This is a genomic window from Virgibacillus sp. M23 (assembly GCF_034190895.1).
GTDB classification, from domain to species: Bacteria; Bacillota; Bacilli; order Bacillales; family Amphibacillaceae; genus Virgibacillus; species Virgibacillus salarius.
Window position 1 is genome coordinate 11,780 of sequence record NZ_JAWDHA010000040.1, and the last position, 24,779, is coordinate 36,558.

The window sequence follows — 24,779 nt, forward strand, 5'->3', positions numbered from 1 at the left end:
TGACCGAAATTGTTGTATTGTCATAGTCTGACAATGAAAGGAGGACTTTAACGTGAATTATCTTGAAGGATTAGCCGAACTTGGAGTTGGAGGTGCACATCCAGGGGGATTGAAGTTGACAAAAGAGCTGTTGAAAAAGGAAAGCATTAATGAATCAACAGTGATTTTGGATGTAGGATGTGGGACTGGGCAAACGGCGGCATATCTTGCAGGGTTTTACCAATGTGCCGTTACTGCCGTAGATTATAATCAAATGATGGTGGATAAAGCGATAAATCGATTTAAGCTGCGCAAGCTTCCAGTTCAAACCATGAAAGCAGATATCACGCAGCTGCCACTGAAATCAGAGGAATACGATATGGTTATTTCAGAATCTGTTATTTCCTTTACAGAAATTACTCGTGCCCTTTCAGAAATCACTCGTATCTTAAAGCCAGGTGGAGTCTTTATTGCGATAGAAATAGTATGTGAACGCACATTAAGGGATCATGAAAAGAGGATGCTAACATCATTTTATGGATTTACGGAAATACAAACAGAAGAAGCATGGAAGCAACAATTGTACCGAGAAGGGTTTCATCACGTGCGGGTGGAAAAACCGAAGTTAAAAAAGGAAGAAATGACATTAGAGGATACAAATGATTTCGATCTATCTGAAAAGGTTGATGAAGATACGTTTGAAGTATTAGTTTTACATGAAGAATTAATGGAAAGGTTCAAAGAAAAACTAGGATTTAGAGTATTTAGATGTAAATTATAAGGCTAGTTTATTATGGGACTTCCTAGTACTATCCAGGATGTGGCCTTGTATCTGCTAGTATGTATAATATCAGAGCATCATTTTGATGTCCCTGATAACATGTACACGCTAAAAGAGCTAATAAAGAAAGGCAAGTTTAATTAAGTGAAGAGTATTGTTGAACACGTACTGATTTTTATGATGGATCAACTTTGTTCATATGGTTAGAAGTATCAATTGTAAGTTTTTCGATTAATCGTTTCTTTATGTCGTTATTAGATATATTCTCATTAAAAATTAGAAATGATTTATCTCCATCTTCTATTATGTTAAATGGACCAGTTTTATTGAAATGGTGATCATTAAAAATCATATCATTTGGGTAATTATCTATTTCGTTACCTTGACTTCCAGTTAAAATGGTAACGAAAATGATTGCTATACTTAATCCAGCAATTATTTTCACCGAGCAATCCCTCCTAAATGAAAAGCTACTCATTATTAATTTTCATAGCAACCTGTTTTCCATTAATAAAAGTTTCCAATATCGTTATGAATATCGAAATAAATTGTTTCATGATGATTAACCTCCCTACTGTTTAGTATTACAATTTTGATTATAGTATCTAAAGGAAGTATTACCTATGTATTTATGTGACGTTAGCCTTACAATAATGAAAGGTCAACTTTTTTATATCATGATGATGCACCTTAGATAATTGTAGTACCTTCATTCATGTATAGTTTTCTGATCCTTTGGTGTTTCGCTTAGTAGCATATTTACTACCTTCATTTTCATATACGTTAACAAAGAGGCTGTAAAGGAAAGGGGACAGTATATGGACTATAAAATAGCTGTTATTCCTGGTGATGGAATCGGTGTTGAAGTGATGAATGAAGCGTTAAAAGTATTGGAAATTATTAATACCAAAGAATCAATTCATATTACATATGATATATTTAATTGGAATTCGGATTATTATTTACAAACCAGTCGTATGATGCCAGAAAATGGATTAAAGCAGCTTAAGGAATATGATGCGATTCTTTTCGGAGCAATCGGAGATGAAAGAGTACCAGATGATGTTACATTATGGGAACTAATTATGCCAATTCGAAAATCATTTCAACAGTATGTTAACTTTCGACCAATTAAATTACTTAAAGGTATGGATACTCCGATACGTAACCAATCCACTAAACCGATTGATTTTGTGCTAATAAGAGAAAACGCAGAAGGAGAATACTCTAATGCTGGAGGAATAATGTTTGCGGGAGAGCACAGGGAATTGGCGATCCAAAATAATATAATGACAAAACAAGGTGTTACACAAATAGCAGAATTCGCATTTTCCTATGCGCAAAAGCAAAATTTAACAAAGGTTACGAATGCAACTAAATCAAATGCGATTATTCACTCTATGAAATTTTGGGACAGAATTATAGAGGGTGTTGCTGGGGAATATCTAGATATTTCATATGAAAAATATTATATAGATGCATTGGCTGCATACTTTGTACAGCGTCCTCAAGATTTTCAAGTCGTATTAGCAACGAATTTATTTGGTGATATCCTTTCTGATTTAGGATCTGCAATTGTAGGAGGTTTAGGGATATCCCCTTCTGCAAACATAAATCCTGGAGGTGAGTTTCCTTCTATGTTTGAGCCGGTTCATGGTTCAGCTCCAGATATTGCTGGAAAAGGTATTGCGAACCCGATTGCTCAAATCTGGTCGTTGGCACTTTTGTATGAACAATTAGGTAGAAAGGATATCCATGATAAGGTAATAACAACTATTGAAGCCTTATTCATTAACAAGGTTAATTTAACTGCCGATATGGGAGGGACGGCGTCAACTACGGAAGTAGGAGATTCTGTTTGTACGATCTTAAAAAGCTTGTAAGAAAAGGGCGGGCAACGCTGAATAACATTTATCAAAATCGCAATAAATAATTAAAACCAGAAAAAAAACGGATGGCTGCAAATGCTAGTTGAGAACATTTGCAGCCATTCTGATTTTCTTTAGTAAAATACGACTGTACTAGTCTCCTTCGTTTGTTAGCTTGGTTGTAAGTAATCGATAAAAATATTTTTTAGGATTTTTAATTGTTCTTCAGCCTCTAAATCTCCTTTAAGCATAGGGATTCGTTCATAAAGCAACAGCTTTCTAGAAAAGAGCCCAAACGAATTCGTAATAGTGGTTAGAACCTTTTTTATATCGATGTCAGATCGTATAGATCCATCTTGTTTCCCATCTTCTATAATGGATGCAAGTATCACTGATATTTTATTTTGCGACCTATTATATGCTTCAATATCTTCCAACGGCTCTGTTTGTAGAGAAGCATAACTTTTAAAAACCTCAAGAAGCTGCATATTTTCCAGTTTCTCTTCATTTATTTCTGAGATAAAGAAATCAAACATTCTTTCCATTTTATCTAAACAACTACCATTCATATCAGCAATAGATTGAAAAATAGGTATATATTTTTCCACAATATTAATCGCTACTGCTACAATTAGCTTCTCCTTTTTAGGAAAGTATCGGAAGACAGTAGCAATTCCAATATTTTCTTCATCGGCAATTTCCTGCATGGTCGTATTGTCAAAACCTTTTTTAGCAAATACTTTTTCTGCAGCTAGGATAATACTATTTCTTCGCTTCATTTTCCCTTCCATTCTTTCTTGTTTCCATCTATCCTGCGGATTCATTGGTCTTTCTCCTTTTTAAATGATAAAAGTTTTATGTATATAAAGTGAAACTTCAATCAGTTGGAGGGGGGGTTATCCCCCACTGATTGTTAGTTGAACCAATCGGACATTTACTGGCAGTTGATCCCCCACTTATCCATATTGGTTTCGCTTTATTGCTTAAATTGGGGTCTTACTGCCAGTTATATGCGGGATAAAGTGAAACTTCAATCAGTTGGGGTGTTTATCCCCCATTTACCAATATATGTGGGATAAAAAATTCGGAAAAGATGATAATTATAAATGAATATCATCTAAAAATCCTAGCAAACTAATTCATATTCGTCAATTTGAATCGTTTTTGAGCAATTCTATTGGAACTATTTCTTAAACAATACTATAATGATAATATCATAATGATAGTGAAACTATCATTATGATTAATTCACAAATTGAAAGGGGCTAATTAGCATGACAAGGCTTACAAATAAAGTTGCAATTATAACAGGATCTGGTAGTGGTATGGGAAAAGAAGAAGCATTGCTTTTTGCAAAAGAAGGTGCAAAAGTAGTTGCAACAGATATTCAAGTGAATGCTGTTCAAGAGGTAGTTGATGAAATAAAAGCAGCTGGTGGTGAGGCGCTAGCTTTAGCACATGATGTTACCTCAGAGGATGATTGGAAGAGTGTTATGCAAACGACCATTGATACGCATGGAAAATTAGATATTCTTGTAAATAATGCTGGAATTTCTCAGCCAGAACCAATGGAAGAATTGACGCTTGCACGCTGGAATCAAATTATTAATATTAATTTAACTAGTACATTTCTTGGTATAAAATTAGCTATTCCGCATATGCGTGAAAATAAAGGTGGATCGATCATAAATATTTCTTCCATTGCAGGATTGACTGGTAGTTCAGGTGCTGGTGCTTACACCGCATCTAAGGGTGGAGTACGTATGTTAACGAAAGCTGCTGCCGTTGATTATGGAAAAGACAATATTCGCGTGAATTCTGTTCATCCAGGATTTATAAAGACACCGATGAGTGAGGAATTCTTTGAACGAGAAGATATGAAGCAATGGTTCCTTGCACAAACTGCATTGCCGCAATTAGGTAAGCCAATCGAGGTAGCAGAAGCTGTGTTGTTCTTAGCATCAGATGCTGCCTATCATATCACAGGGGTGGAATTACCAGTTGATGGTGGCGTGGTTGCAAAATAAGGTGCGTAACGTAGAAAAGTGCTATGCAGAAAGTTTATTAAAATTATTACAAATCGTTTAGAACAAAAAAGCCGACCGCATTCATAAAGGTATCGCCCCCCTGTTAGAGTAAAAAATCTACCTGGGGGCGGCTTTAGCTTTTATTAACTACTCGTTTGATCTAGTGCTTTTTCAAGTGGTTTAAGCGTAGTAGCATGTAAAATATTCTCCTTGTTTACTCAGGTAAAGTTTGAACTGTATCCTTTAAAAGGCGAAATTTTTTGATTGTCGTATTTGAAAGGAACTAGTGGTAGTTCGTCTATATGGAAGTTAACAAGATACCGCTAGTAGAAACCTGTATGAATGACATAAATAATTTTCTGAAGTATAGGTTGCTCTCTTTTTCTTTCCATAAAAGGAGGTCCCAAAAATGAAACTTACTGCATATAAAGAGTATATAGGTAAATCTCCTTGTGAAAGGGGCTGAAGTATGATGTATTATTATGTTCCGAGTTATTATCCCACCACCTTATATCCTGTGTATATACCGGTTCGGGAGCAACTTCCTCCTGTTAATATAGAGTTTTTCTATGAATCAGCAAATGAAACGGTAAGGCTTATGAATGACGTACGTGTCGTTCTGAATAAGTTATCTACCTCAAAAGAATTTGATAGGCAGATAATGAGTGCTGCTCAACAGTCTGATCATGAAGAAGTGAAGCGCTTAATTCAATCATTAAATATTACTTCTACCATCGAGGTTGGGTTTACGCCAGATGAATTGCGTTTAAATTTCAGTAAAAAAACGGTTCATTCTAATCGGGACTGTTGCAAAATTACGATATTCCTGAGATGGAGATAAAGAAATGAGGATGAGGTTGGGACATAATTAAAACAGCATTTTAAGGTCTAATGATGAACAATACACTATTCTATCACCAGAAATATACGTAGACTCCTTGGAAAGAAGAGCGCTCTTTTTCTACGTGGAGTAACGTTGCTACAAGCCTTCCTTATCTTTCCAAAGGAAAGGCAGCAGTGAGCTGCCAAAGTGCGTCAGTAAGAGGAGAGACTCACCATTCGCTCGTGGAAAGCGAAGATATTTCTGGAGCGAGTTAGTTACACGAACCATCATTTCTAGTTGTTCCATATATAGATTACTTTTGTCTCTATCTCATTTACTTCATAGTTCATGATGAACGAAACGATCGCTTCAACCGTGAGTATTTAATACGAATCGTAAAGGTGATCATTGTAATATGGTACAATTGTTAAGCTCTTTCTTCTAATAAGCTCAATAAAACATTAGCAATGATTATCCCAGCGGACTTTGATGCAACCTTACCTGGTAGACCAAGTGCATGCGAAGCTTTAATACCCTGTTTTGCTGCAAAGTTAAAGTCTGTTCCTCCGGGTTTTGATGCTAAATCAATGATAAACATACTTGGCTTCATTGCTGAAATGATGGTTTTATCAACTACGTTATCTGGTATGGTATTAATACAAATATCCATTGTTTCAATTGCTTGCTTTAAATCACGCAACTGAACGGGCGTAAAGCCCATCTCTGTAATGCGAGCGATTGCGGTGGAGCTTCTAACTGCGACAGATACATGTGCACCAACCGATTGAAATAATCTTGCGACCGTCATGCCTACTCTTCCAAATCCAAGTATACTAACATTAGAGCCATGTATTGTTACATCTGTTTCTTCTATGGCTATTTTAAGTGCACCTTCAGCGGTTGGAATAGAATTATAAATAGCAATATCATCACGAGCAAAGAGTTTAACTAATTTACGATTCGTAGCAGCTGTTGCATGATCTAAGTAATTATTGGAAGTACCGGTGTAAATAACACAATTTGATGGTGTACAAGATAAAAGCTGTTCGGTTAAATATATTGACTTGTCTGAATAAGTTACTTCTACTTTTCCTTTTGTATCAGTACCAGCAACAGGAAGTATAATAGCATTTAAAATGGAGTGGTCAATACTTTCTAACTCGACATGCTGAACATTTATTTCATTAAAATGAATATGATCATATCCAATCACGTAGACGGTTATGTTTTCCTGCGCTAACATGCGGATCACATGTAGATATCGAGCATCTCCACCCATTATCAATACATGTAAATTATTTTGCAAATAAAACATCTCCCTTCAGGTAAATACATTCATTCGTACAAGAGCTGATTACTTTATTAAAGAATAATATTGCATAACATAAATAAGAAACGATGGAGCAAACAAAACTCACTTTTTTATTTTACAATACATTGCTTGTCTCTTATGACAATTTTCTTATTATGAGGAGAATATAAGTATACGAGGGTTTGAATAAAGTAGTTAGATCACAAAAGAAGACCAACTTAAGTACAAAAGCATAAGCGTCCGATTAGAAACGTAACGATTGGAGCGAGTCAACGGAGGTAAAGGAATCACGGTGAGCTTGCGAGCCAATGATGACTTATCGTAAGGTGATTTGTGAAGTCGCCTCGTTTCTGGGCGCTGAAGCTGGAAGTGGCTTAACGCGCCGATATTTATCCATATGGGGAAAATGTTATGATTTCCTAGACTATAAAAAAAGTCCCAATTTGATAGATTGAGACTCTATGGCTCAGTTGACTAGTCTTGCCATTTAATTAATCTAGGGTGCGCATCTAAAATAGATTGATATTGTTCGTTCCAGCCAAATTCACTATCTGGATCAAGCTCTAAATATCGGTTATATTTTTGCTGACGCTCCTTAGCATTTGTCCAGCCAAAATGTTTAATTCGTAGTCGGGAAATTGCATTTGGCAGATGATAAATATTCGCAGGAAATCTACCACAATGAAACCTTTTCTTCTTCCATTGATAATCAAAGTTTGGTTGATATCGTAATAAAAATGGCCGATAGCACAAATGGGATTGCCAGTAATTATCATCTCTATAATGTTCTTCATCCCACATATCATAGAGTCTGAAGCTATAGAGATCGATATCCGATTGATTGATTAATTCACGAATCTCATTTGTCGCTTTATCTTCTAACAGTTCATCAGCATCTAGATTCAAAATCCAGTCTGGTTTTGTTTTTATTGTTTCCTCCCATTGTTGTTTTCTTAGTTCTACTTCATTTGCAAATGTAGATCTTTTGTTTTGGACGATATGCGTCGGAATGCCAGCTAAAATTTGTTTACACACCTCTATACTATTGTCCTCACTGCCATCATCAATAATAACCGCCGAATCAATGAAGTCCCTATGCTGAAGTAATACTTTTTTTAAATATCGTGAGGCTTCATTTTTCATAATCATGGATAATGTTATTTTATTGTTATTGTCTTTACTAATACGCTTAGCTAAGATATCAGATACTTCTAGAGGAGAGATACGTTCTTGATTATCGTCCTTGTAATCCTCTACAGCTTCAAGATCCGAGCTACGGTAAATATGGTAAGCTGGATAGTGTGTGTCAACATATAATAATAATCCTAATGCCTGTGCTCTAATACAAAAGTGACGATCCTCCCCCCAAAAAGAAAGATTCGGAATTGGACTAAAGTTTACACCAGTATTTAATGCGTGTGCACTAAGTAACGTACATGCACCTAATCCACCAACTTCATACGTTCCAGGTACCTTTAATTGATTAATGAATTCCATAGTTCTGCGTTTTTTTTCTTCATCTGATAATCGTTCTCCATGTGTAGCGTGATATAAAGTATATTCATCTTGAACCCATACTTGTGGAAGTGGGTCTGCGTTTATCTGCCATTTTGTCCAAAAGATGGTAGAAATAATGTTCTTGTCTATTCGAATTAAATATTCAATGGTGTTTGGATGAATAAGAAGGTCTGAATCAATTAAGAATAAATAATCATACCCTTTATCCCTTGCATGTTTGATAATTTGATTCTTAAATTCAGCTACTTTCCAGATAGCTTGATGATTCCAAATATGCGTATTACCATTACGAGAATACCCCTGATGGTCATAGGGAGAGGGAGCAATAATTTCTGTACTGCCTTCATTATCTTGAGCGAAGTTCCTCAATAGTTGCTTTGAAGCTTTATCAGTATTATCATCAACGAACATATAATGGATAGTAATATTTGTTTGCTTCAGCTCAGATAAAGATGTTAAAAATTCTTTTAGAATAGGGTATTCCTGATGAATGGGTGACCCGATTAAGACACTGTGTTGTTTCATCCGAAATAGTACCTCCTTGTATGCGCGTAACAAAATAATCCTTGTAGTATTATATCGATCCGTTCATCAAATGTTCATTGTTTGCTGTTTTTTAGGTAATGTAGAGTGGACAGCAAGGCAAAACCATCCTGTCTGTATGGCAATCGATATTAGGGTGAAAACATTAACAAAATCAATAAAATTATTATTGCAATTCATTTATGTAAGCGGTATAATTGCAATATACAATATTTTGTATATTATGAAGGAGTCGATATGAGCAGAATTTGGGAAAGTTTATTTTCAAAAAATGGTTTAGCGGCAAAAGAGATAGCTGGAAAAATGCTGCATATTCAAGAGGGGGATAGAATTCCTAGAGTAAGCGACTTAGCGAAAACATTAGAGATTGGAAATGGAACCGTTCAAGGTGCTTTAAAGGTTTTAGAAAACTTGCACGCTATTCATTTGGAAGCAAGGGGACATCTTGGAACGTTTTTACGAAAGAAAGATGTTGTATTACTGAAAGAAATAGCAGGTGTTGGCTCGTTAATAGGTGCTATGCCGCTGCCATATTCACCTAAGTATGAAGGGTTGGCAACAGGATTAATTGAGGCATCGGAAGCGATGTTAAATCATATCGACCTTGCTTACATGAGAGGATCTAAACAACGGCTTGAGTCGTTAAAGGCAAGAAGGTCTGATTTTGTAATTATGTCCCAGCTTGCAGCTGAACAAGAAGTTTCTGAGGATGAGAATCTAGAGATAGCGCTGAATTTTGGAGCCCATACGTATGTTACAGCACACCAAATCTTTTTTTCTAACCATGGTGAACAAAAAATAAAAGATGGTATGCGTGTCGGGATAGATTATACTTCAATAGATCAATCGAAAATTACACTCATGGAATGCAGAGGCCTTGATGTTGAGTTAATACCTGTTAACTATATGCAGCTCTTTGAAATGCTTTTAAAGGGAGATCTCGATGCAGCAGTTTGGAATGCTGATGAAAATCGAGCAAGAGAAACCTTCCAAGTAGGCGAATTTCAGTCAGCGTCTACACGGCAAGTCGTGAAAAATGCATCTACTTCGGTCATTCTTATTGAAAAAGATCGAAAAGATGTAAAGGAATACATTACAAAGCTGGATAAAGAAAAAATACTACGAATTCAGCAACAGGTTGTGAATAAGGAAAAGCTCCCACACTATTAGTGTGAGGCAGTTTTTTATCATCAATATACAGAAAACTGTATTTTATCTAGGGGGTATATGTATGAATGTAGCTGAATTAGAAGATAGACTCCACATTTTAGTCTTAGGGGAGGTAATAACGAAAGAAGCATGTCATATTACTTTAGCTGCTTTTCAAGAATTAGTGAATGAATTAGAGCTAGAAGAGGTGGATCAGGCAGAAATGTTATTTACTCACTTACCTTCTGCATTGACAAGAATTGAAAGAGGTGAAGCTCTTGAGGCCCCATCTCCTGCTATTATGGAAGAAGTGAAGCAATCTGCTTATTATCTAGATGCAGAAAGACATGTGAATAAGGTACAACAGAGCTGGGAGAAAGAGCTTCCTCAGGAAGAAAAGGAATTTTTATACATGCATTATACAAACGTATTAGCTATGAATAAAGGAGGAAATAAAAAATGAAAATTGTTATAGGTGGACAAGTAGAGAAAAAAGCGATTGAAGCGTTAATTAAAGATGTGGATCCCGCTGTTGAGACTGTTGTGAAGTCAGATTTAGATGCAGCAATGGCCATGAAAACAGGTCAAGCCGATTATTATTTAGGTGCTTGCCATACTGGTGGTGGCGGTGCACTTGCAATGGCAATTGCGATGATAGGAAAAGATAAATGTGAAACGGTGTCTATGCCAGGGAAGAAGCCTGACGCTTCCAGAGTAGAAGAAGCTGTAAAAGAGGGGAAAATAGCTTTCGGTTTTACTGGTGATCATATGGAAGCAGCGGTTCCTATGATCCTTCAAGCTTTAAAAAATAAAGGATAATCACAAATAAAGGGGGACTATTAGATGGAAATGATATTTGTAATTTTGATTGGGGCAATTGCCGCTGTACTAGCCAACATGAACATAGCCGTTTTCAATGATGGGTTACGGCCAATTGTATCGGAGCATTTAGAGGGACGATTGAAGCGTAGAGAGCTAGGGCTAACGGCATTTGCCATGAGTTTTGGTTTAGTAGTAGGATTTGGAATACCTTTTACCATTACAGCAAGTATTATTTTGATTCATAGTATTTTACTTGGAACAGATATTATTGGCTTGATGACACCGAAGAATAAGTGGGGTACACCCGTTGCCGCAGTAATTGGTGGTTTATATGGTTGGGGACTATTGATGGGATTGGAAGGCTTTGTAAAGCTATTTGAATACTTACCTGTTAACTTCCTTGAACCGATGGGAGAGGTAGGAACACCAGTAGTTGTAACATTTATGGCTTTCCCAGCATTAGCAGTTGCGATGCAATTTAGTGTTAAGAAAGGGATTGTTACGTTTATTGTAGCGGCACTAGTTAGGCAGCTAGCGGTGTTTGTCAATGATAGTGGCTTCCTAAGTATCGGTGATAACGTGATCACGTTAAATCAAGAGGGTATGGCTCTTATCGCTGGTATGATTTTCTTATTTGCTTTTGCTATGAGGGAAAAGACGGAAGAAGGTTCATCTGTTGACTTAGCATCCATATTCAGTGAGAAAGTTAAATCAATTAAAAAGAATGTTGTCTTCTTTATGATTATTGGTGCACTAATTGCTGGTGCGACGAATCTATTACTAATGGCCGGAGACCCAATTTCTCTTAATCTATTAGCTGAAGGAAAGCAAACAGATGCTGGAATTGCTGCTGCAGCTAGAGCCATTGGTTTCATTCCTTTAGTTGCCAGTACAGCAATAGCTACTGGTGTCTACAGTCCTGTTGGATTCACCTTGATATTTGTAGTTGGTCTATTCGTACCAAATGTTTGGGTGGCAGTAATTGTTGGGGCTATTGTTATCTTTTTAGAAGTAATGTTATTAAGTTCGATTGCTAAGTTCTTAGACAAATACCCTGGTGTAAGGAACTCAGGGGAAAATATTCGTAGTGCAATGACAAAATTATTAGAAGTTGCCTTATTAATTGGAGGGGCAAATGCAGCAAATATCATTGCACCTGGTTTTGGATTCTTCTTTATCGCAGGCTTCTATTTATTGAATGAGGTTGCTGGAAGACCAATCGTCCGAATGGCGGTTGGGCCTGTTGGAGCAATCGCAGTTGGTGTTATTGCAAACATATTGGTACTACTAGGAATTATGTCAGTATCTTAAGTACAAACAGCATAGGAGTGATTAGCAAATGATACAGACTGTAAAGGGAAAAATTGAGAAAGAAGCATTTGGTGTTTGTGCGGCGCATGAGCACCTCTCCATTGACTTATCTAGAGTAAAAGGGGATCCAGATACAATTTTGGATGATGAACAAGGGATGATGGAAGAACTTGCTTATTTTTATCAAGCAGGTGGACGATCCTTGATAGAACTGACGAATGATGGAATGGGAAGAGATGTCAAAAGGCTAGTTCGTTTAAGTGAAGCATCTGGTGTACACATTGTTACATGTACTGGTTTTTATAAAGATCCATTCATACCTGAATTTGCCCAGGGGTGGGATCGTGAACAATTTGCTACTCATTTCATAAAAGAAAGTAAAGAAGGAATTGAGGATACAGGTGTTCTTCCTGGAATTATCGGGGAGGTAGGGACAAGTGTTAATGAGATAAAACCAGTGGAAAAAGAGCTCATTATTGGAGCTGGCATGGCTGGTCTAGAGACAGGCTTACCGATTTCCACCCATACATCTTTAGGGACGCTAGGTAGTAAGCAAGTGGACATGTTTTTTGCATTGGGATTACCGAAGGAACAAATAATCATTGGTCATCAGGATTTAAATCCTAATAAGGAAGAGGTTTTAGACGTACTTCAATCTGGTGTATATATTGGATTTGATACGATTGGTAAGAATAATTACAGACCGGATGAGGAGCGTTTGGACTTTCTATTAGATTTTATTGAGAGAGGTTTCCATAAACAAATTGTTTTGTCAGCAGACTTAACACGAAAATCCCATTGGCATAAATTTGGTGGTCCGGGATATGATCTTGTGTTAAACGATTTTATCCCTGCATTAAAAAAACGTGGTGTAACGGAGACGGTAATTACAGACCTGCTTGTAAAAAATCCAGCAAATGCATTTTCAGTAAAGGAGCGGTAATATGGCTTACAATCCGGAAAAATTAAAATATGCTTCATCTGTACTTCCAACGTTGACAGTTGAGGAGGCTCAACAGCTTCAATTTAAATTAACCCATAGTATGAGTAAATATTTTACAGGTGATCAATTCTTATCTATGGGTGACCTTGGTGTCGCTCCTCGTTATCAGAAACCAGAACAAACGGAAAGGGTAGAGCGTGTTATTGCCGATTTTTTTGAAGCTGAAAAGTCTGCTCTCGTTCGAGGTGCAGGTACAAGTGCGATTCGAATCATTCTGAGCACGCTCCTTGAAGCTGGTGATAGCATGTTCATTCATACTGCTCCTGTTTATACAACGACGAAGGATACGATTCGTATTCTAGGTATTCAGACAGAATCAATAAATTACAATGATTTGAATGCTGTAAAGGAAGCTGTGCAACAGAATCAATCCTGTAAGCTTTTTTATATTCAGCATGCAAGGCAACAGCCGACAGATATCTACCATCTAAAAGAGGTTATTCAAACGGTGAAGAATATTCGTCCAGACCTTCCAATCGTTGTTGACGATAATTATTGTGCGATGAAAGCTTATGGGATTGGTGTAGAATATGGTGCTGATTATTCTACGTTTTCCGGATTCAAGCTGCTTGGGCCAGAAGGTATTGGAGTAATTGTAGGGAAAAAAGACGGTATAGAGACACTACAGCAACGAAATTATTCTGGTGGTGGACAAGTACAGGGATATGAAGCGATGGAACTTTTACGTATGATGACATTTGCTCCAGTATCACTAGCAACGCAGAATGAACAGGTTGAAGAGGTTTGTAAACAATTAAATGAGGGTGTCATCGAAGGAATTGCAGCAGCCTATATGACAAATGCGCAATCAAAAAATGTCATTGTTGAGCTAGAGCAGCCAATTGCGCAAGAAGTTATTCAAAACAGTAATGGACTTGGTGCTGCTACTCATCCAGTAGGCGCAGAATCAAAATATGAAATTATTCCAATGATTTATCGTGTTTCAGGCAGTTTTATTGAAGCACAGCCACACTTAAAACAATATGGATTACGCATTAACCCGATGAAATCGGGAGCATCCACAGTTATTCATATCTTAAATAAAGCAATAAAAATGGTCAACTAGATTTTTATGAAGGAGGGGTGCTTCCATGTTTTTGCATACAACAATACAAAGAAATCCAGAGCTGATATATGCCGGGCTTTCGTTACATCAAAACGGAGAGATTCCTCCAAATACGTATATTATCGATGTAGATGCTCTAAAAGCAAATGCCAGCATGTTAGCAGATACTGCTAAAAAGCATGGAATGGAATTATATTTTATGAGTAAGCAGCTAGGCCGATTTCCGGAGGTTGTAAATTATATCGTAGAAAGTGGAATAAAAAAAGCAGTAGCTGTTGACTTTGATGAAGGTAAAGTACTCGCAGATCACGGTATCGCGATAGGTAATATTGGACATTTGGTTCAACCTGGAAAGCATCAGTGGAAGGAGATACTTAGCTGGAGCCCAGAGGTTGTTACGATATTTTCATATGAGCGTGCAAAACAATTATCAGATGCAGCAGTAGATATTGGTACAAAGCAGGATATTTTATTGAAAGTCGTTGGCCCTGAAGACAGTATTTATGAATCGCAGGAGGGTGGGATTCCACTAGGTGAGCTACATCGAGAACTTGATCGAATACTAACCTTACCTGGTGTTCGGATAATAGGTGTAACTACTTTTCCTAATTTACAATTAGCGGATAATAAGCAGGAAATGGTTGCAACTGCTAATCTCACAACGTTATTAAAAGGAAAGCAATTACTAGAAGAGAAAGGAATTACAGTAAAACAGGTCAATGGTCCGAGTGGGACGAGTGTTGACACGATTCCGTATCTAGCTACTCACGGAGTAACTCATGGTGAGCCAGGACATGGATTAACAGGGACAACACCAATACATGCGTTTAAGAGGTTGCCAGAAATTCCTGCAATGATCTATGTTTCTGAAGTATCACACGAAACGAAAGATCATTATCAGGTTATTGCTGGTGGTTTTTATGGGAGATCGAATATGGAAGGCTGTTTAGTAGGAAGTCACAAAGAATCCATTCTTCAACAGTATGTGGCGGCAAGGCAAAGTAGCCCAGAAGCTATTGACTATTACGGTTCCATTGCAAAACCAGATTGTTTTAAAGTAAAGATTGGCGATACAGCTATTTTTTCCTTCCGTACACAAATATTTGTAACCAGAGCTCATGTAGCACTTGTTGAAGGGATACAGTCTGGAACACCCAAGCTTGTACATCTAGAAAGGAAGTGGTGATCATGGCGAAAATGACATTACTTGTCATTGACAGCTTTGGAATTGGCGCAATGGATGATTGTGTTGATTATCAACCATCCGATTGCACGGCTAACACGTATAAGCATATTCGTGATGTGAAAAAAGATGATTTACAAATTCCCTTTATGTATCAATCTGGTCTTGGGGCTTTGGTTGACAATCAAGTTCCACCACCAAATGCCTATGGTCGTTCCAAATTAGCTCACCATGGCGCAGATACGTATTTGGGACATCAAGAAATAGCTGGAAGTTGCCCCAAAAAATCGCATAAGCGTCTAATGAAGGACATTCATTTAACAATGAAAGTTGTACTAGAGAACGCTGGATATCGTGTGACGTATCCAATTGCAGATTGTCCCATATTATTAGTGAACGATGCAGCAGTTGTTGCTGATAATTTAGAATCAGCATATGGAAATATTATTAATGTAACAGCTGATTTCAAGAAGATGCCTTTTTCAGAAGTTAAAAAGCTTGGTCGTGTCGTCCGTGAGAACGTAGATACTACTCGAGTGATTGCTTTTGGTGGACCATATACGTCGATCGAGCATATTTTGTCCTGTGTAGAAGAAAAGCATAAAGGACAATGGGGAGTGAATACGCCGAAAGCCAAAGTTTATGGAGAGGGCTATAATGTGTATCACATGGGCTATGGTGTTGAAATTGACCAGCAATTCCCGATGATTGCTGCGCACCATGGTTTGAAGGTTCATCGCTTAGGAAAAACTGCAGATGTATTGCATGGTGAGGGACCATCTGATCCGATTGTTAACACTACCGATCTCCTCCATACTGTGAGTCATGTTTATGAACAGGAAGAAGCAGACGCAGCTTTTCTCATAAATGTACAGGAAACAGACTTGGCAGGACATGCTGAGGATGTTAATTGGTATTGTCAGCTATTAAATGAAACTGATAAGTGGTTATCTGATTCGTTTCTCCCTCTAATGGCAGACGATGATTTGCTAATTGTTATGGCTGACCATGGAAATGATCCAACAATTGGCCATGCTAATCATACAAGGGAATATGTGCCGATTTTGATTCTTGGTAAGAAGGTAAAACAGGCGAATATTGGCCTCCGGGATACAATGGCTGATGTTGGTGCTACATTCTGCGATTTCTTTCAGCTACCATCAACGGCAGAAGGAAAAAGCTTCTTATCTGAAATAATAGACCGATAGATTTCATATAAAGAGGCTGGACAAAACACAACTTCTTACTCAAAATACGAATAATCATATTATCAATAGGAGTAGCATTGCCGTACCGTGAAACTATACGCTCTTTCCGCGGGAACGGCCTCAGCTAACTGGGTAAAGAAAAACACGTTACCACGTGGATCTTCGGACTCGTGCTGTTCCCGCTGGAGTCTCGCTTGTTTTAGATGTTCAACGAATGATTTTAATCAAAAAACGAACGATAATTAATTTAAACTAATTATTGTTCGTTTTTTACTGTTTTTCCGTTCTTTTGTCTCAGCCTCTTTGCTTTCTCCCACATATAACTAGCAGTAACCCCCACGGATTGAAGTTTCATTTTATGTGCAATGACTAATTGCATACTTTGTTTTTAAGCTATAAGCAATATCGTATCTTGAATTTAGAAAACATGTTAATATTGCATTAATCCTATCGGGAAAGGAGTTTTTACTTTATGGCTAAGCAAACGTATTTAGGGAAATCTGATATTTCGGTCTACCCAATTGGGCTAGGGACAAATGCTGTTGGTGGACATAATATTTATCCGAATTTGTTAGATGAACGTGAGGGCCAGGATGTTGTGCGTAAGGCGCTGAATAATGGGATTAATATGCTAGATACAGCCTTTATCTATGGACCAGAGCGTTCTGAAGAGCTAATTGGTGAAGTAATGAAGGAATATAAGCGAGAAGATATTATCATCGCAACCAAAGGTGCACATAAATTTATCGGTGATGATATTGTGATGGATAATTCACCAGCATTTTTAAAACGATCAGTAGAGGATAGTTTGCGTCGTCTGCAAACAGACTATATTGATTTATTTTACATTCATTTTCCAGATGAAGATACGCCAAAAGATGAAGCTGTAGGTGCATTAAAAGAGTTAAAAGATGAAGGGAAAATTCGATCCATTGGTGTTTCTAATTTTTCTCCGGAACAATTAAAGGAAGCGAATAAAGATGGATACGTTGACGTACTGCAAGCAGAATATAATCTATTAAAACGTGATGCGGAAACGAAATATTTTCCTTATACCGAAAAAGAAAATATTACGTTCATTCCTTATTTTCCATTAGAATCAGGTTTATTAGCTGGGAAATATAATATAAATAGTACTTTCACTGATTTGCGAGCACAGAACCCTAATTTTCAAGGTGAGAAATTCGAAGAAAATCTTGCGAAAGTAAAACAGGTTAACATGATAGCTGAAGCATATGGCGAAGAGGTAGTGCATATTGTACTGGCCTGGTATTTGACACAGCCTTCGGTTAATGTTCTTATTCCTGGAGCTAAGCGTCCTGATCAAGTACTTAGCAATAAAAGAGCTGCTGAGATTTCTCTTTCGCAAGCAGATGTACAAAAAATTAGTGATATATTTGCATAGCTGTTAGTTTCCGAGCACTTTTTGCTGTAAGCAAATGGTGCTCTTTTTAAAAAGGGGAGTTTGTTTTAAGCGTAATGACCACCAATTTTTTGGCTTCTTTCTAGGGTAATTCCAGCGTCTGTGTAACTGATGGCACGGAGAATAGAAGTAGAACCATATTTGGCACGGATAGCGTCCATCGTATAACCAATATCATTTTTCTTTGCCCTGTCTTCAAACAAATTGAGCTGTGTTTCTTGTTTTTTATATAAATTATCTAATGTAACATAGGCACGACGAACGCTGCTTACTCCATCATAAAACTGTAAAAACAAATCCATACAAACATGGTAAACATCCATCGTCACATTTGTCGGGATTTGGATAGAGCGAGAACGGGAAAAACCACCTCCTGTAGCTTTAGAATAGCCGATTGCTAGATGAATCGTTTTACCAGCCATGTTAGCAGTGCGAGCTCTACGACATACTTCTTCACAAAGGTCAAGTAGACAAACTTCTGTTTCTTGCATAGAGTAATCACGTAGTAAGGAAATACCATGACCAAATCCCTTTTGTTCCGTTTTAACAAAATCACCGAGGACTGGGCTTAAATCGATTCCCCAAGCATGCCAATAAAGCTGTTCTCCCATCACCCCAAAACGTTTTTTTAAGTGATTTAAATCATAGCGTGCAAGCTGTCCCAGTGTGACAATCCCCATCTTGTTTAAATTATTCTTCATTCTACTGCCAATTCCCCATATTGCTTCTATCGGAAATGACCATAACTTTGCTTCGACATCCTCATATTTGCATTCCGCAATTCCTTGCTTTTTGGCATGAAGATCCATAACAACTTTTGCAAGGAATTTATTATCACCGATACCAATAGAGCTCGTAATTCCAAAGCATTCAAGGATGTCGTGCTTCATCCGTTTTGCCACTTCCCAACGACTGCCAAACAATTTTGTTAATCCATTAACGGTAACCCAGACTTCATCAACAGAGTATGGATGAATAGCTTCCTTAGGCACATACTGATTAATTAATTTGGTTATTTCAGCAGACACATATAAGTAATCAGCCATATGTGCACGGACAATATATAAATCTGGATCATCCGGTAGCTCAAAAAAGCGGCTGACATTGCTAATTCCATATTTTTTCTTTAAAGCTGGCGATGCTGCCAGTACAATACTTCCTGATCGGTTCGGATCCCCTACAACTGCAAGCAGGACCTTCATTGGATCTTTTCCTAATTTAATTGCTTCGACACTTGCATAAAAGGAGCGCATATCAATGCAAAGTACATCGTTGCGTGGATAAGAAGCATAGTTCATATTAATCCACCTCCGAAAAAAGAACGTTTGTTCTTATTGTATGCTGATAGCCCTATTTTATTCAATGGAAATATATGCACATATAGGTACTTATTATCAAACGAATCGTATGCTTGCCGGATAATTGTGATTATTCCCTAAAAATATATGTTATATTGGAAGAATAAGAGGAGGTGATACTATGAAGAACAAACCAATTTATGTAGAAATACCCATTCAATCGGATACAGAAACAATATGGAAATTCACACAAACACCGGACTTACATGAAAAGTGGGATTTACGTTTTTCATCTATCTCGTATTTACCAAAGGATGAAGTGAAGCAGCAACAAAAATTCTCGTATAAATCGAGAATTGGCTTTGGTTTACAAATAAAAGGCTGGGGGAGAAGTTCCGGAAGCTCCAATACAAAGGATGGATCTAAGGTATCCTCCCTGCAGTTTGGTTCAGATCAGACAGTATCCATTATTAAGGAAGGTGGAGGGTATTGGAAATACATACCGCAACAAGATTCTACACTGTTTCTTACAAAATATAACTATAAAACAAGGTTTGGGTACTTAGGTAAACTGTTTGATTTTTTCATTTTTCGTCCATTGATGGGATGGGCCACAGCAATCAGTTTTGCTGTGTTAAAAAGGTGGATAGAAGAAGGAGAGATGCCAACAACACAGTATTTACGTTTCTTTAGTAGTTGGTTATTCGCCTTGTTATTTAGCTTTATTTGGCTCTATCATGGATTAGCTGCTAAGTTGATACACCAACATCCTGTTGAATTATCAATGGTACAAACGGCACTTTCAATCAATGTAAAACAAGCATCTGTGCTAATTATGATCACTGGAGCGATAGAAGTTATGTTTGGGTTGATGTGGCTATTCTACGAAAATAGAAGATGGTTATACATAATACAAATTGCAATTTTTCCGTTATTAGGAATCATAGCCATTTTAACAACTCCAGATCAGCTCTTTCATCCATTTAATCCCGTAACGTTTAATTTGGCTTTGCTAGTGGTTTCTATCGTAGGGTTACACACTACTAAGAATATTCCTACAGCAAGAAGCTGTAAGCGTAAGTAAGAAGGAGTTGCAAATGTCTATTTATAAAAAGGTATTAGAAAACCAATTTTATGATCTTCACCCTATGTTACAAAGACGATATGAATTTAAAAGAAATAGTATCTTTAAAGCAACGGGAGTGATGAAATGTGTAAGAGGGGGACCAATGTGGTTATTTCCTACTTTTGGCTAGGTAAAAAGTATAAATTATTCTTTCCTGAATCTGGAAAGAATATTCCATTTGAAATTGTAAATTCGCAAATAATAGCAAGCGATGGAACTGAACAGGTTCACTGGGAAAGAGTATTTTATTTTAATCATAAAAAGCGCTTTTTTAATGCACGTATGTATCTAAATTCCGAACAAAACCTTATCCAAGATTATCTAGGTGAACCTGCTAAGTTTTATTCCGATTTAGCACTGTCAATAACGAAAGAAGGAGGATTGCGAATTGATTCTAAAAAACAGAGACTCGTATTACCATTTATAGAAATTCCATTACCCAAAATATTTCAGGGATTGGCTACTGTAACGGAAACATATATGGAAACGAAAGCGGTGTACTATATACAGGTTCAGGTTAAAAATCCTATAATTGGAACGGTTTTCTCATATGAAGGGGAGTTTAAAAGCAATGACATTTTTTAAAGTAGCCTGTATGAATAGTGTCTTATTCATTCTGATTACCTTGTATGGAGAAGATTCTTGGTACTTATTAATATTATCTGCAGCACAATTAATTTTTGTGCCATACATGCTGCACATCATTTTAAAAGAACAAAGAGGCTGGATCCCCACTTTTTATCCATATTTTGGAATTGTCGCATCTATAGCCATTTTTGTACTGCAAATAACACAAGATTCTCCAATTGATACAATACTGGCAACCATCTATTTCATGTTTACAATCATGTTGGCAATCCTTGGGGTCAACCGTTTTCTACATAGAGGTTTTGTACATGTCGAGGAGTTTTTAATTGATATTGGACTTATTTATATGGTTATAGGTGGAGCTTGGTTTGTGGCGCATGAAGCACAGATTGATACAGGCTTTTCACCTATTATTACATGGTTAACAGCAAATCATTTTCACTATTCTGCATTTCTATTACCTGTTTCTGTCGGGCTTTTAGGAAGAGTCCATCAATCGAAATGGTATCCATTAGTCGCAACCATTATTATCATTTCACCTATGGTTGTCGCGTTAGGAATTACGTTCTCGGTTATTTTGGAATTCGTGTCTGTCATACTTTATATCATTGGAATATATGGTTTAATTGGCTTATCATTTCAAACTTCGTTCCAAAACACGTTCCAAAAATGGTTTGTCCGTATTTCATACAGTGCATTAGGAATTTCAATACTTTTCTCACTTATATATGCACTTGGGAATCTTTCAGAGCGATTCTTTATTTCCATTGACTTCATGATACTGTTTCATGGCTTGATAAATATCATACTGTTTGCAGGAATAGGTACAATAGGCTGGTTAGTTGCTCCACCATTAAGTAAGCAAAGGGAGATAGTCTTTCCAATTAGTAAGATCAGAGGATCAGTCGTAGTAGACGAATCAATTCTAAATGGAAAGACGGATGAACAAAGTTATAACGGGCTTATAGACTCTATGAAACAATTTGCATATGATATCGATACAGAGACGTTATCCAAAACGATTATCGATTTCTATGAAAATACAAAAAGTTATCGATTATTTGCCGAAGTATATTGGCATCACTGGTTTCTACCCCTGGCAATTATCTATCGACAAATAAGCCGCTTTATAAAGCAATTGAATTTACCTTTATCCAGTAGATGTAACGAAATGACAGGAGATATACACGGGATCGCCGATCATATAGATGGCCGAAGCAATACAAGAGCATGGGTCAGAAAAATCAGTCAAGAGACTGTTTTTGTAGCGTTATATTCCCATCACCAAAGTGGGGAGCGTACTTATATGAATATTGCTTTACCATTGCCTCGTACATCCATGATTGGAATTTTGGAATTAAATCAACAAGGAGAGCATTTGCAGTTAACCAGCAAAAAAGTACGTACAACTAAAGCGGATTCGGGTATTTATTTAGTGATTAGAAATCGGTTATTTAGGTTGCCGATTGAAGAAACCTTTGATGTAGAAGAAGTAGAGGAAGGTTTACTTAAAGCCAGACATCGAATGTGGCTGTTCTCTATACCATTTTTACATATTAATTATCGTATTGAACATAAGCATCTACCACAACTTGAGAGAAAGGTGGAGTAATGTTTGCAACCGTTATTTACTATGCTGTAGTTTGCTATAAAGGAAATGAGTGGATAGGTTGTATATATAGAAGCGCGAAATCTTAAAAAAACAGGAATGAAAGACAGTCTTGTGGAAATAATGAATAAGGCCATAAACTTAAGCTATTTTGAGGTGTGTTCTTATGTTTGTACATCCTAAGGGTATAGGGTGGCTGGTTATTTTAGGATTGATCGTTACTGTATGTATAGCTTCTTCTGTGTCTTGCACTGCAACAGCGGCTAATGGAAAAGGAGAGAGCTATAGTATGAAGCAAGAGCTAGATTCATATATCCATAAAGAACCAAAATTAAAGGGCGGATTAATTGGGGTAAGTATTCGACAAGCGGATACAGGCAAAATAATTTATGAGCATATGGGAAATACTCGGTTTCGACCTGCCTCTAATATGAAGTTGTTAACTGCAGCGACGAGTTTATCCGTTTTGGGAAAGGATTATCAATTTTCTACAGAATTACGTACTAATGGGACGATAAAGCAGGGGAGGTTGAATGGAAATCTGTATTTAGTTGGAAAAGGGGACCCTACCTTGTTGCCAGAAACCTTTGACATGTTCGCAGCAAAGTTAAAAGCAATGGATATTGATCATATTTCTGGAGATATAATCGGTGACGATACATGGTATGATGCAGTTCGCCTCTCGCCAGATATGATTTGGAGTGATGAGCATTATTATTATGGTGCACAAGTATCTGCATTAACAATTTCTCCAGACAAGGATTATGACGCGGGAACTGTCCGTTTAGAAATACAATCAGGTGGAATTGGTGAAAAGCCACAAGTATCCATGTCACCAAAAAACAATTATATAGAAATAAAAAATGAAGCAATAACGGTAAAAGCTGAGCAAGAAGAAGACCTCATCATAGAACGTGAGCACGGGACAAATATCGTATCAGTGTCAGGAATAATCCCTAAAGCCAAAGAGCCGATCAAAGAGTGGATAGCTGTCTGGGAACCCACTGGCTATGCACTGGACTTACTTAAGCAGGCTTTAGTCAAGCAGAATATAACATGGCATGGAGTAGTGAAAAGTGGTGAGGCACCTATAAAATCGAAATTGCTTTTCACGCATTCATCTATGACGTTAGCAGAGCTGCTTATTCCATTTATGAAACATAGTAACAACAGTCTTGGAGAGATTTTAGTAAAGGAAATGGGAAAAAAAGTATACGGAGAAGGAAGCTGGGAGCAAGGAATCGAGGCGCTAAAGAGACAATTAAAGCGGTTTGGTTTGAATCAAGAAAAACTACTTATTCGTGATGGTTCAGGAATATCACATGTAACATTAATACCACCAACCGCAATTACCCAATTATTATACGCTGTTCAAAAAGAAGCGTGGTTTCCAAGCTTTATAAAGTCACTTCCAGTAGCTGGGGATTCTGATCGGCAAATAGGAGGGACGTTACGTTATCGAATGCCTGATTTAGTTGTGCAAGCTAAAACAGGGACAATTTACGGTGTTAGTACATTATCGGGCTATGCTGAAAAAAGCAATAAAGAAAAGCTAATATTCTCCATTATGATTAACAATCTAATTGATGAAGAGGAAGGAAAGGTAATAGAGGATCAACTATTGGAAATTATAGTGGATACAGATTAAAACAACTAAATAAATGAAATAAAAGCTGTTGTAGTAAAGCAATAGCTTTTTTATAGTCTAGGAAATGCCCATGTGGATAAATAGGGGGTTGTTGAGCCGTGTCCAACTCCAACGCCCAGAAATGAGGCGACTTCACGAATTTCCCTACACGATAAGTCACCATCGGCTCGCAAGCACACCATGATTCCTTTATCTCCGTTGACTTGCTCCAGTAGCTACGTTTCTAATCGGGCACTTGCGCTTTTGTTCTTAGTTAAGAAAGTATAAAATCAGTGCAATGACTGCGTTAAGCCAAGTGGTTATTTTGAAATGTTTGATGTATATTGGCAATGCTCCGACTAATTACTTCGCTTTCCGCGGACACGGTCTCAACTAACTTTGCAAAGAAGAACACGTTGCAAAGTGGATTTTCGGCTCGCGCTAATCCCGCAGGAGTCTACGTAATTAGTCTCCGCTATGAGAAGGTGCAACAATTCTTGTCATAAGTAATAGGT

At 37.2% G+C, this 24,779-nt stretch carries 22 protein-coding genes; 17 read left to right on the forward strand and 5 right to left on the reverse strand.

The window, feature by feature from the left end:
* Positions 1 to 52 precede the first annotated feature (52 nt).
* The gene (locus RVS70_RS14675) at positions 53 to 760 is read left to right on the forward strand and encodes a class I SAM-dependent methyltransferase (protein ID WP_166529955.1); all 708 of its coding nucleotides are present in this window, start codon (positions 53 to 55) and stop codon (positions 758 to 760) included.
* A 175-nt stretch (positions 761 to 935) separates the two neighbouring features.
* On the opposite strand, the gene RVS70_RS14680 is transcribed toward RVS70_RS14675, so the two are convergent.
* Positions 936 to 1,205: a hypothetical protein gene (locus RVS70_RS14680; protein WP_026682169.1), complete on the reverse strand. Its 270-nt coding sequence runs from the start codon at positions 1,203 to 1,205 to the stop codon at positions 936 to 938.
* 373 nt (positions 1,206 to 1,578) lie between these two features.
* Between RVS70_RS14680 and RVS70_RS14685 the strand changes: the two genes are divergently transcribed.
* On the forward strand, positions 1,579 to 2,643 hold the full coding sequence (locus RVS70_RS14685; RefSeq protein ID WP_026682168.1) for an isocitrate/isopropylmalate dehydrogenase family protein: 1,065 nt from the start codon (positions 1,579 to 1,581) through the stop codon (positions 2,641 to 2,643).
* Positions 2,644 to 2,798: 155 nt separating this feature from the next.
* Here the strand turns inward: RVS70_RS14685 and RVS70_RS14690 are convergent, their stop codons facing one another.
* A complete protein-coding gene (locus RVS70_RS14690) occupies positions 2,799 to 3,452 on the reverse strand; it encodes a TetR/AcrR family transcriptional regulator (RefSeq protein WP_026682167.1) in 654 nt (217 codons plus the stop codon).
* A 450-nt stretch (positions 3,453 to 3,902) separates the two neighbouring features.
* Between RVS70_RS14690 and RVS70_RS14695 the strand changes: the two genes are divergently transcribed.
* Together RVS70_RS14695 and RVS70_RS14700 are read left to right on the forward strand one after the other, a co-directional pair.
* Complete coding sequence (locus RVS70_RS14695) at positions 3,903 to 4,655, forward strand: SDR family NAD(P)-dependent oxidoreductase (protein WP_026682166.1); 753 nt, start codon at positions 3,903 to 3,905, stop codon at positions 4,653 to 4,655.
* Between the two features lie 469 nt (positions 4,656 to 5,124).
* Positions 5,125 to 5,496, forward strand: a complete 372-nt coding sequence (locus RVS70_RS14700; RefSeq protein ID WP_121605003.1) for a hypothetical protein — start codon at positions 5,125 to 5,127, stop codon at positions 5,494 to 5,496.
* Positions 5,497 to 5,905: 409 nt separating this feature from the next.
* Here the strand turns inward: RVS70_RS14700 and dpsA are convergent, their stop codons facing one another.
* Both dpsA and RVS70_RS14710 read right to left on the reverse strand, forming a co-directional pair.
* Positions 5,906 to 6,784, reverse strand: coding sequence for a dipicolinate synthase subunit DpsA (gene dpsA, locus RVS70_RS14705; protein WP_026682164.1), 879 nt, complete (start codon positions 6,782 to 6,784; stop codon positions 5,906 to 5,908).
* A 480-nt stretch (positions 6,785 to 7,264) separates the two neighbouring features.
* Positions 7,265 to 8,833 (reverse strand): glycosyltransferase, encoded by a 1,569-nt coding sequence (locus tag RVS70_RS14710; RefSeq protein ID WP_166529959.1) that lies wholly within the window; start codon positions 8,831 to 8,833, stop codon positions 7,265 to 7,267.
* 255 nt (positions 8,834 to 9,088) lie between these two features.
* Here RVS70_RS14710 and yhfZ point away from each other — a divergent pair, with 255 nt between their 5' ends.
* From yhfZ to RVS70_RS14755, 9 genes are all read left to right on the forward strand, one after another.
* On the forward strand, positions 9,089 to 10,021 hold the full coding sequence (gene yhfZ, locus RVS70_RS14715; protein WP_034679368.1) for a GntR family transcriptional regulator YhfZ: 933 nt from the start codon (positions 9,089 to 9,091) through the stop codon (positions 10,019 to 10,021).
* Positions 10,022 to 10,082: 61 nt separating this feature from the next.
* The gene (locus tag RVS70_RS14720; protein ID WP_026682161.1) at positions 10,083 to 10,463 is read left to right on the forward strand and encodes a PRD domain-containing protein; all 381 of its coding nucleotides are present in this window, start codon (positions 10,083 to 10,085) and stop codon (positions 10,461 to 10,463) included.
* The gene (locus RVS70_RS14725; protein WP_026682160.1) at positions 10,460 to 10,819 is read left to right on the forward strand and encodes a DUF2620 domain-containing protein; all 360 of its coding nucleotides are present in this window, start codon (positions 10,460 to 10,462) and stop codon (positions 10,817 to 10,819) included. Before RVS70_RS14720 ends, RVS70_RS14725 begins: the two co-directional genes overlap by 4 nt.
* 24 nt (positions 10,820 to 10,843) lie before the next feature.
* Positions 10,844 to 12,133, forward strand: coding sequence for a YhfT family protein (locus RVS70_RS14730; RefSeq protein WP_166529960.1), 1,290 nt, complete (start codon positions 10,844 to 10,846; stop codon positions 12,131 to 12,133).
* Positions 12,134 to 12,161: 28 nt separating this feature from the next.
* Entirely contained in the window at positions 12,162 to 13,076 is a 915-nt protein-coding gene (locus RVS70_RS14735; protein WP_026682159.1) for a phosphotriesterase, read from the forward strand.
* Between the two features lies 1 nt (position 13,077).
* On the forward strand, positions 13,078 to 14,202 hold the full coding sequence (locus RVS70_RS14740; protein WP_026682158.1) for an aminotransferase class V-fold PLP-dependent enzyme: 1,125 nt from the start codon (positions 13,078 to 13,080) through the stop codon (positions 14,200 to 14,202).
* 25 nt (positions 14,203 to 14,227) lie between these two features.
* Entirely contained in the window at positions 14,228 to 15,388 is a 1,161-nt protein-coding gene (locus RVS70_RS14745) for an alanine racemase (protein WP_026682157.1), read from the forward strand.
* Between the two features lie 2 nt (positions 15,389 to 15,390).
* A complete protein-coding gene (locus tag RVS70_RS14750; RefSeq protein ID WP_026682156.1) occupies positions 15,391 to 16,593 on the forward strand; it encodes a phosphopentomutase in 1,203 nt (400 codons plus the stop codon).
* A gap of 472 nt (positions 16,594 to 17,065) precedes the next feature.
* The gene (locus RVS70_RS14755; RefSeq protein WP_121605008.1) at positions 17,066 to 17,998 is read left to right on the forward strand and encodes an aldo/keto reductase; all 933 of its coding nucleotides are present in this window, start codon (positions 17,066 to 17,068) and stop codon (positions 17,996 to 17,998) included.
* 65 nt (positions 17,999 to 18,063) lie between these two features.
* Here the strand turns inward: RVS70_RS14755 and RVS70_RS14760 are convergent, their stop codons facing one another.
* Positions 18,064 to 19,314 (reverse strand): DNA polymerase IV, encoded by a 1,251-nt coding sequence (locus RVS70_RS14760; RefSeq protein ID WP_166529961.1) that lies wholly within the window; start codon positions 19,312 to 19,314, stop codon positions 18,064 to 18,066.
* Positions 19,315 to 19,495: 181 nt separating this feature from the next.
* On the opposite strand from RVS70_RS14760, the gene RVS70_RS14765 reads away from it, so the two are divergent.
* The 4 genes from RVS70_RS14765 (at position 19,496) to dacB (ending at position 24,285) form a co-directional block, all read left to right on the forward strand.
* A complete protein-coding gene (locus tag RVS70_RS14765) occupies positions 19,496 to 20,398 on the forward strand; it encodes a DoxX-like family protein (protein WP_321133828.1) in 903 nt (300 codons plus the stop codon).
* Between the two features lie 147 nt (positions 20,399 to 20,545).
* Positions 20,546 to 21,025 (forward strand): DUF4166 domain-containing protein, encoded by a 480-nt coding sequence (locus tag RVS70_RS14770; RefSeq protein WP_321133830.1) that lies wholly within the window; start codon positions 20,546 to 20,548, stop codon positions 21,023 to 21,025.
* On the forward strand, positions 21,012 to 22,640 hold the full coding sequence (locus RVS70_RS14775) for a YndJ family protein (protein ID WP_162986400.1): 1,629 nt from the start codon (positions 21,012 to 21,014) through the stop codon (positions 22,638 to 22,640). The genes RVS70_RS14770 and RVS70_RS14775 overlap by 14 nt, the downstream gene beginning before the upstream one ends.
* Before the next feature lie 163 nt (positions 22,641 to 22,803).
* Positions 22,804 to 24,285, forward strand: a complete 1,482-nt coding sequence (dacB, locus tag RVS70_RS14780) for a D-alanyl-D-alanine carboxypeptidase/D-alanyl-D-alanine-endopeptidase (RefSeq protein WP_321133832.1) — start codon at positions 22,804 to 22,806, stop codon at positions 24,283 to 24,285.
* Positions 24,286 to 24,779 lie beyond the last annotated feature (494 nt).

What these genes read in the sequence shown, in the direction of transcription:
- RVS70_RS14685 (WP_026682168.1), top strand. Translation starts at nt 1,579, where the DNA reads ATGGACTATAAAATAGCTGTTATTCCTGGTGATGGAATCGGTGTTGAA.
- RVS70_RS14690 (WP_026682167.1), bottom strand. Translation starts at nt 3,452, where the DNA reads ATGAATCCGCAGGATAGATGGAAACAAGAAAGAATGGAAGGGAAAATG.
- RVS70_RS14695 (WP_026682166.1), top strand. Translation starts at nt 3,903, where the DNA reads ATGACAAGGCTTACAAATAAAGTTGCAATTATAACAGGATCTGGTAGT.
- RVS70_RS14700 (WP_121605003.1), top strand. Translation starts at nt 5,125, where the DNA reads ATGATGTATTATTATGTTCCGAGTTATTATCCCACCACCTTATATCCT.
- RVS70_RS14710 (WP_166529959.1), bottom strand. Translation starts at nt 8,833, where the DNA reads ATGAAACAACACAGTGTCTTAATCGGGTCACCCATTCATCAGGAATAC.
- yhfZ (WP_034679368.1), top strand. Translation starts at nt 9,089, where the DNA reads ATGAGCAGAATTTGGGAAAGTTTATTTTCAAAAAATGGTTTAGCGGCA.
- RVS70_RS14720 (WP_026682161.1), top strand. Translation starts at nt 10,083, where the DNA reads ATGAATGTAGCTGAATTAGAAGATAGACTCCACATTTTAGTCTTAGGG.
- RVS70_RS14725 (WP_026682160.1), top strand. Translation starts at nt 10,460, where the DNA reads ATGAAAATTGTTATAGGTGGACAAGTAGAGAAAAAAGCGATTGAAGCG.
- RVS70_RS14730 (WP_166529960.1), top strand. Translation starts at nt 10,844, where the DNA reads ATGGAAATGATATTTGTAATTTTGATTGGGGCAATTGCCGCTGTACTA.
- RVS70_RS14735 (WP_026682159.1), top strand. Translation starts at nt 12,162, where the DNA reads ATGATACAGACTGTAAAGGGAAAAATTGAGAAAGAAGCATTTGGTGTT.
- RVS70_RS14740 (WP_026682158.1), top strand. Translation starts at nt 13,078, where the DNA reads ATGGCTTACAATCCGGAAAAATTAAAATATGCTTCATCTGTACTTCCA.
- RVS70_RS14745 (WP_026682157.1), top strand. Translation starts at nt 14,228, where the DNA reads ATGTTTTTGCATACAACAATACAAAGAAATCCAGAGCTGATATATGCC.
- RVS70_RS14750 (WP_026682156.1), top strand. Translation starts at nt 15,391, where the DNA reads ATGGCGAAAATGACATTACTTGTCATTGACAGCTTTGGAATTGGCGCA.
- RVS70_RS14755 (WP_121605008.1), top strand. Translation starts at nt 17,066, where the DNA reads ATGGCTAAGCAAACGTATTTAGGGAAATCTGATATTTCGGTCTACCCA.
- RVS70_RS14760 (WP_166529961.1), bottom strand. Translation starts at nt 19,314, where the DNA reads ATGAACTATGCTTCTTATCCACGCAACGATGTACTTTGCATTGATATG.
- RVS70_RS14765 (WP_321133828.1), top strand. Translation starts at nt 19,496, where the DNA reads ATGAAGAACAAACCAATTTATGTAGAAATACCCATTCAATCGGATACA.
- RVS70_RS14775 (WP_162986400.1), top strand. Translation starts at nt 21,012, where the DNA reads ATGACATTTTTTAAAGTAGCCTGTATGAATAGTGTCTTATTCATTCTG.
- dacB (WP_321133832.1), top strand. Translation starts at nt 22,804, where the DNA reads ATGTTTGTACATCCTAAGGGTATAGGGTGGCTGGTTATTTTAGGATTG.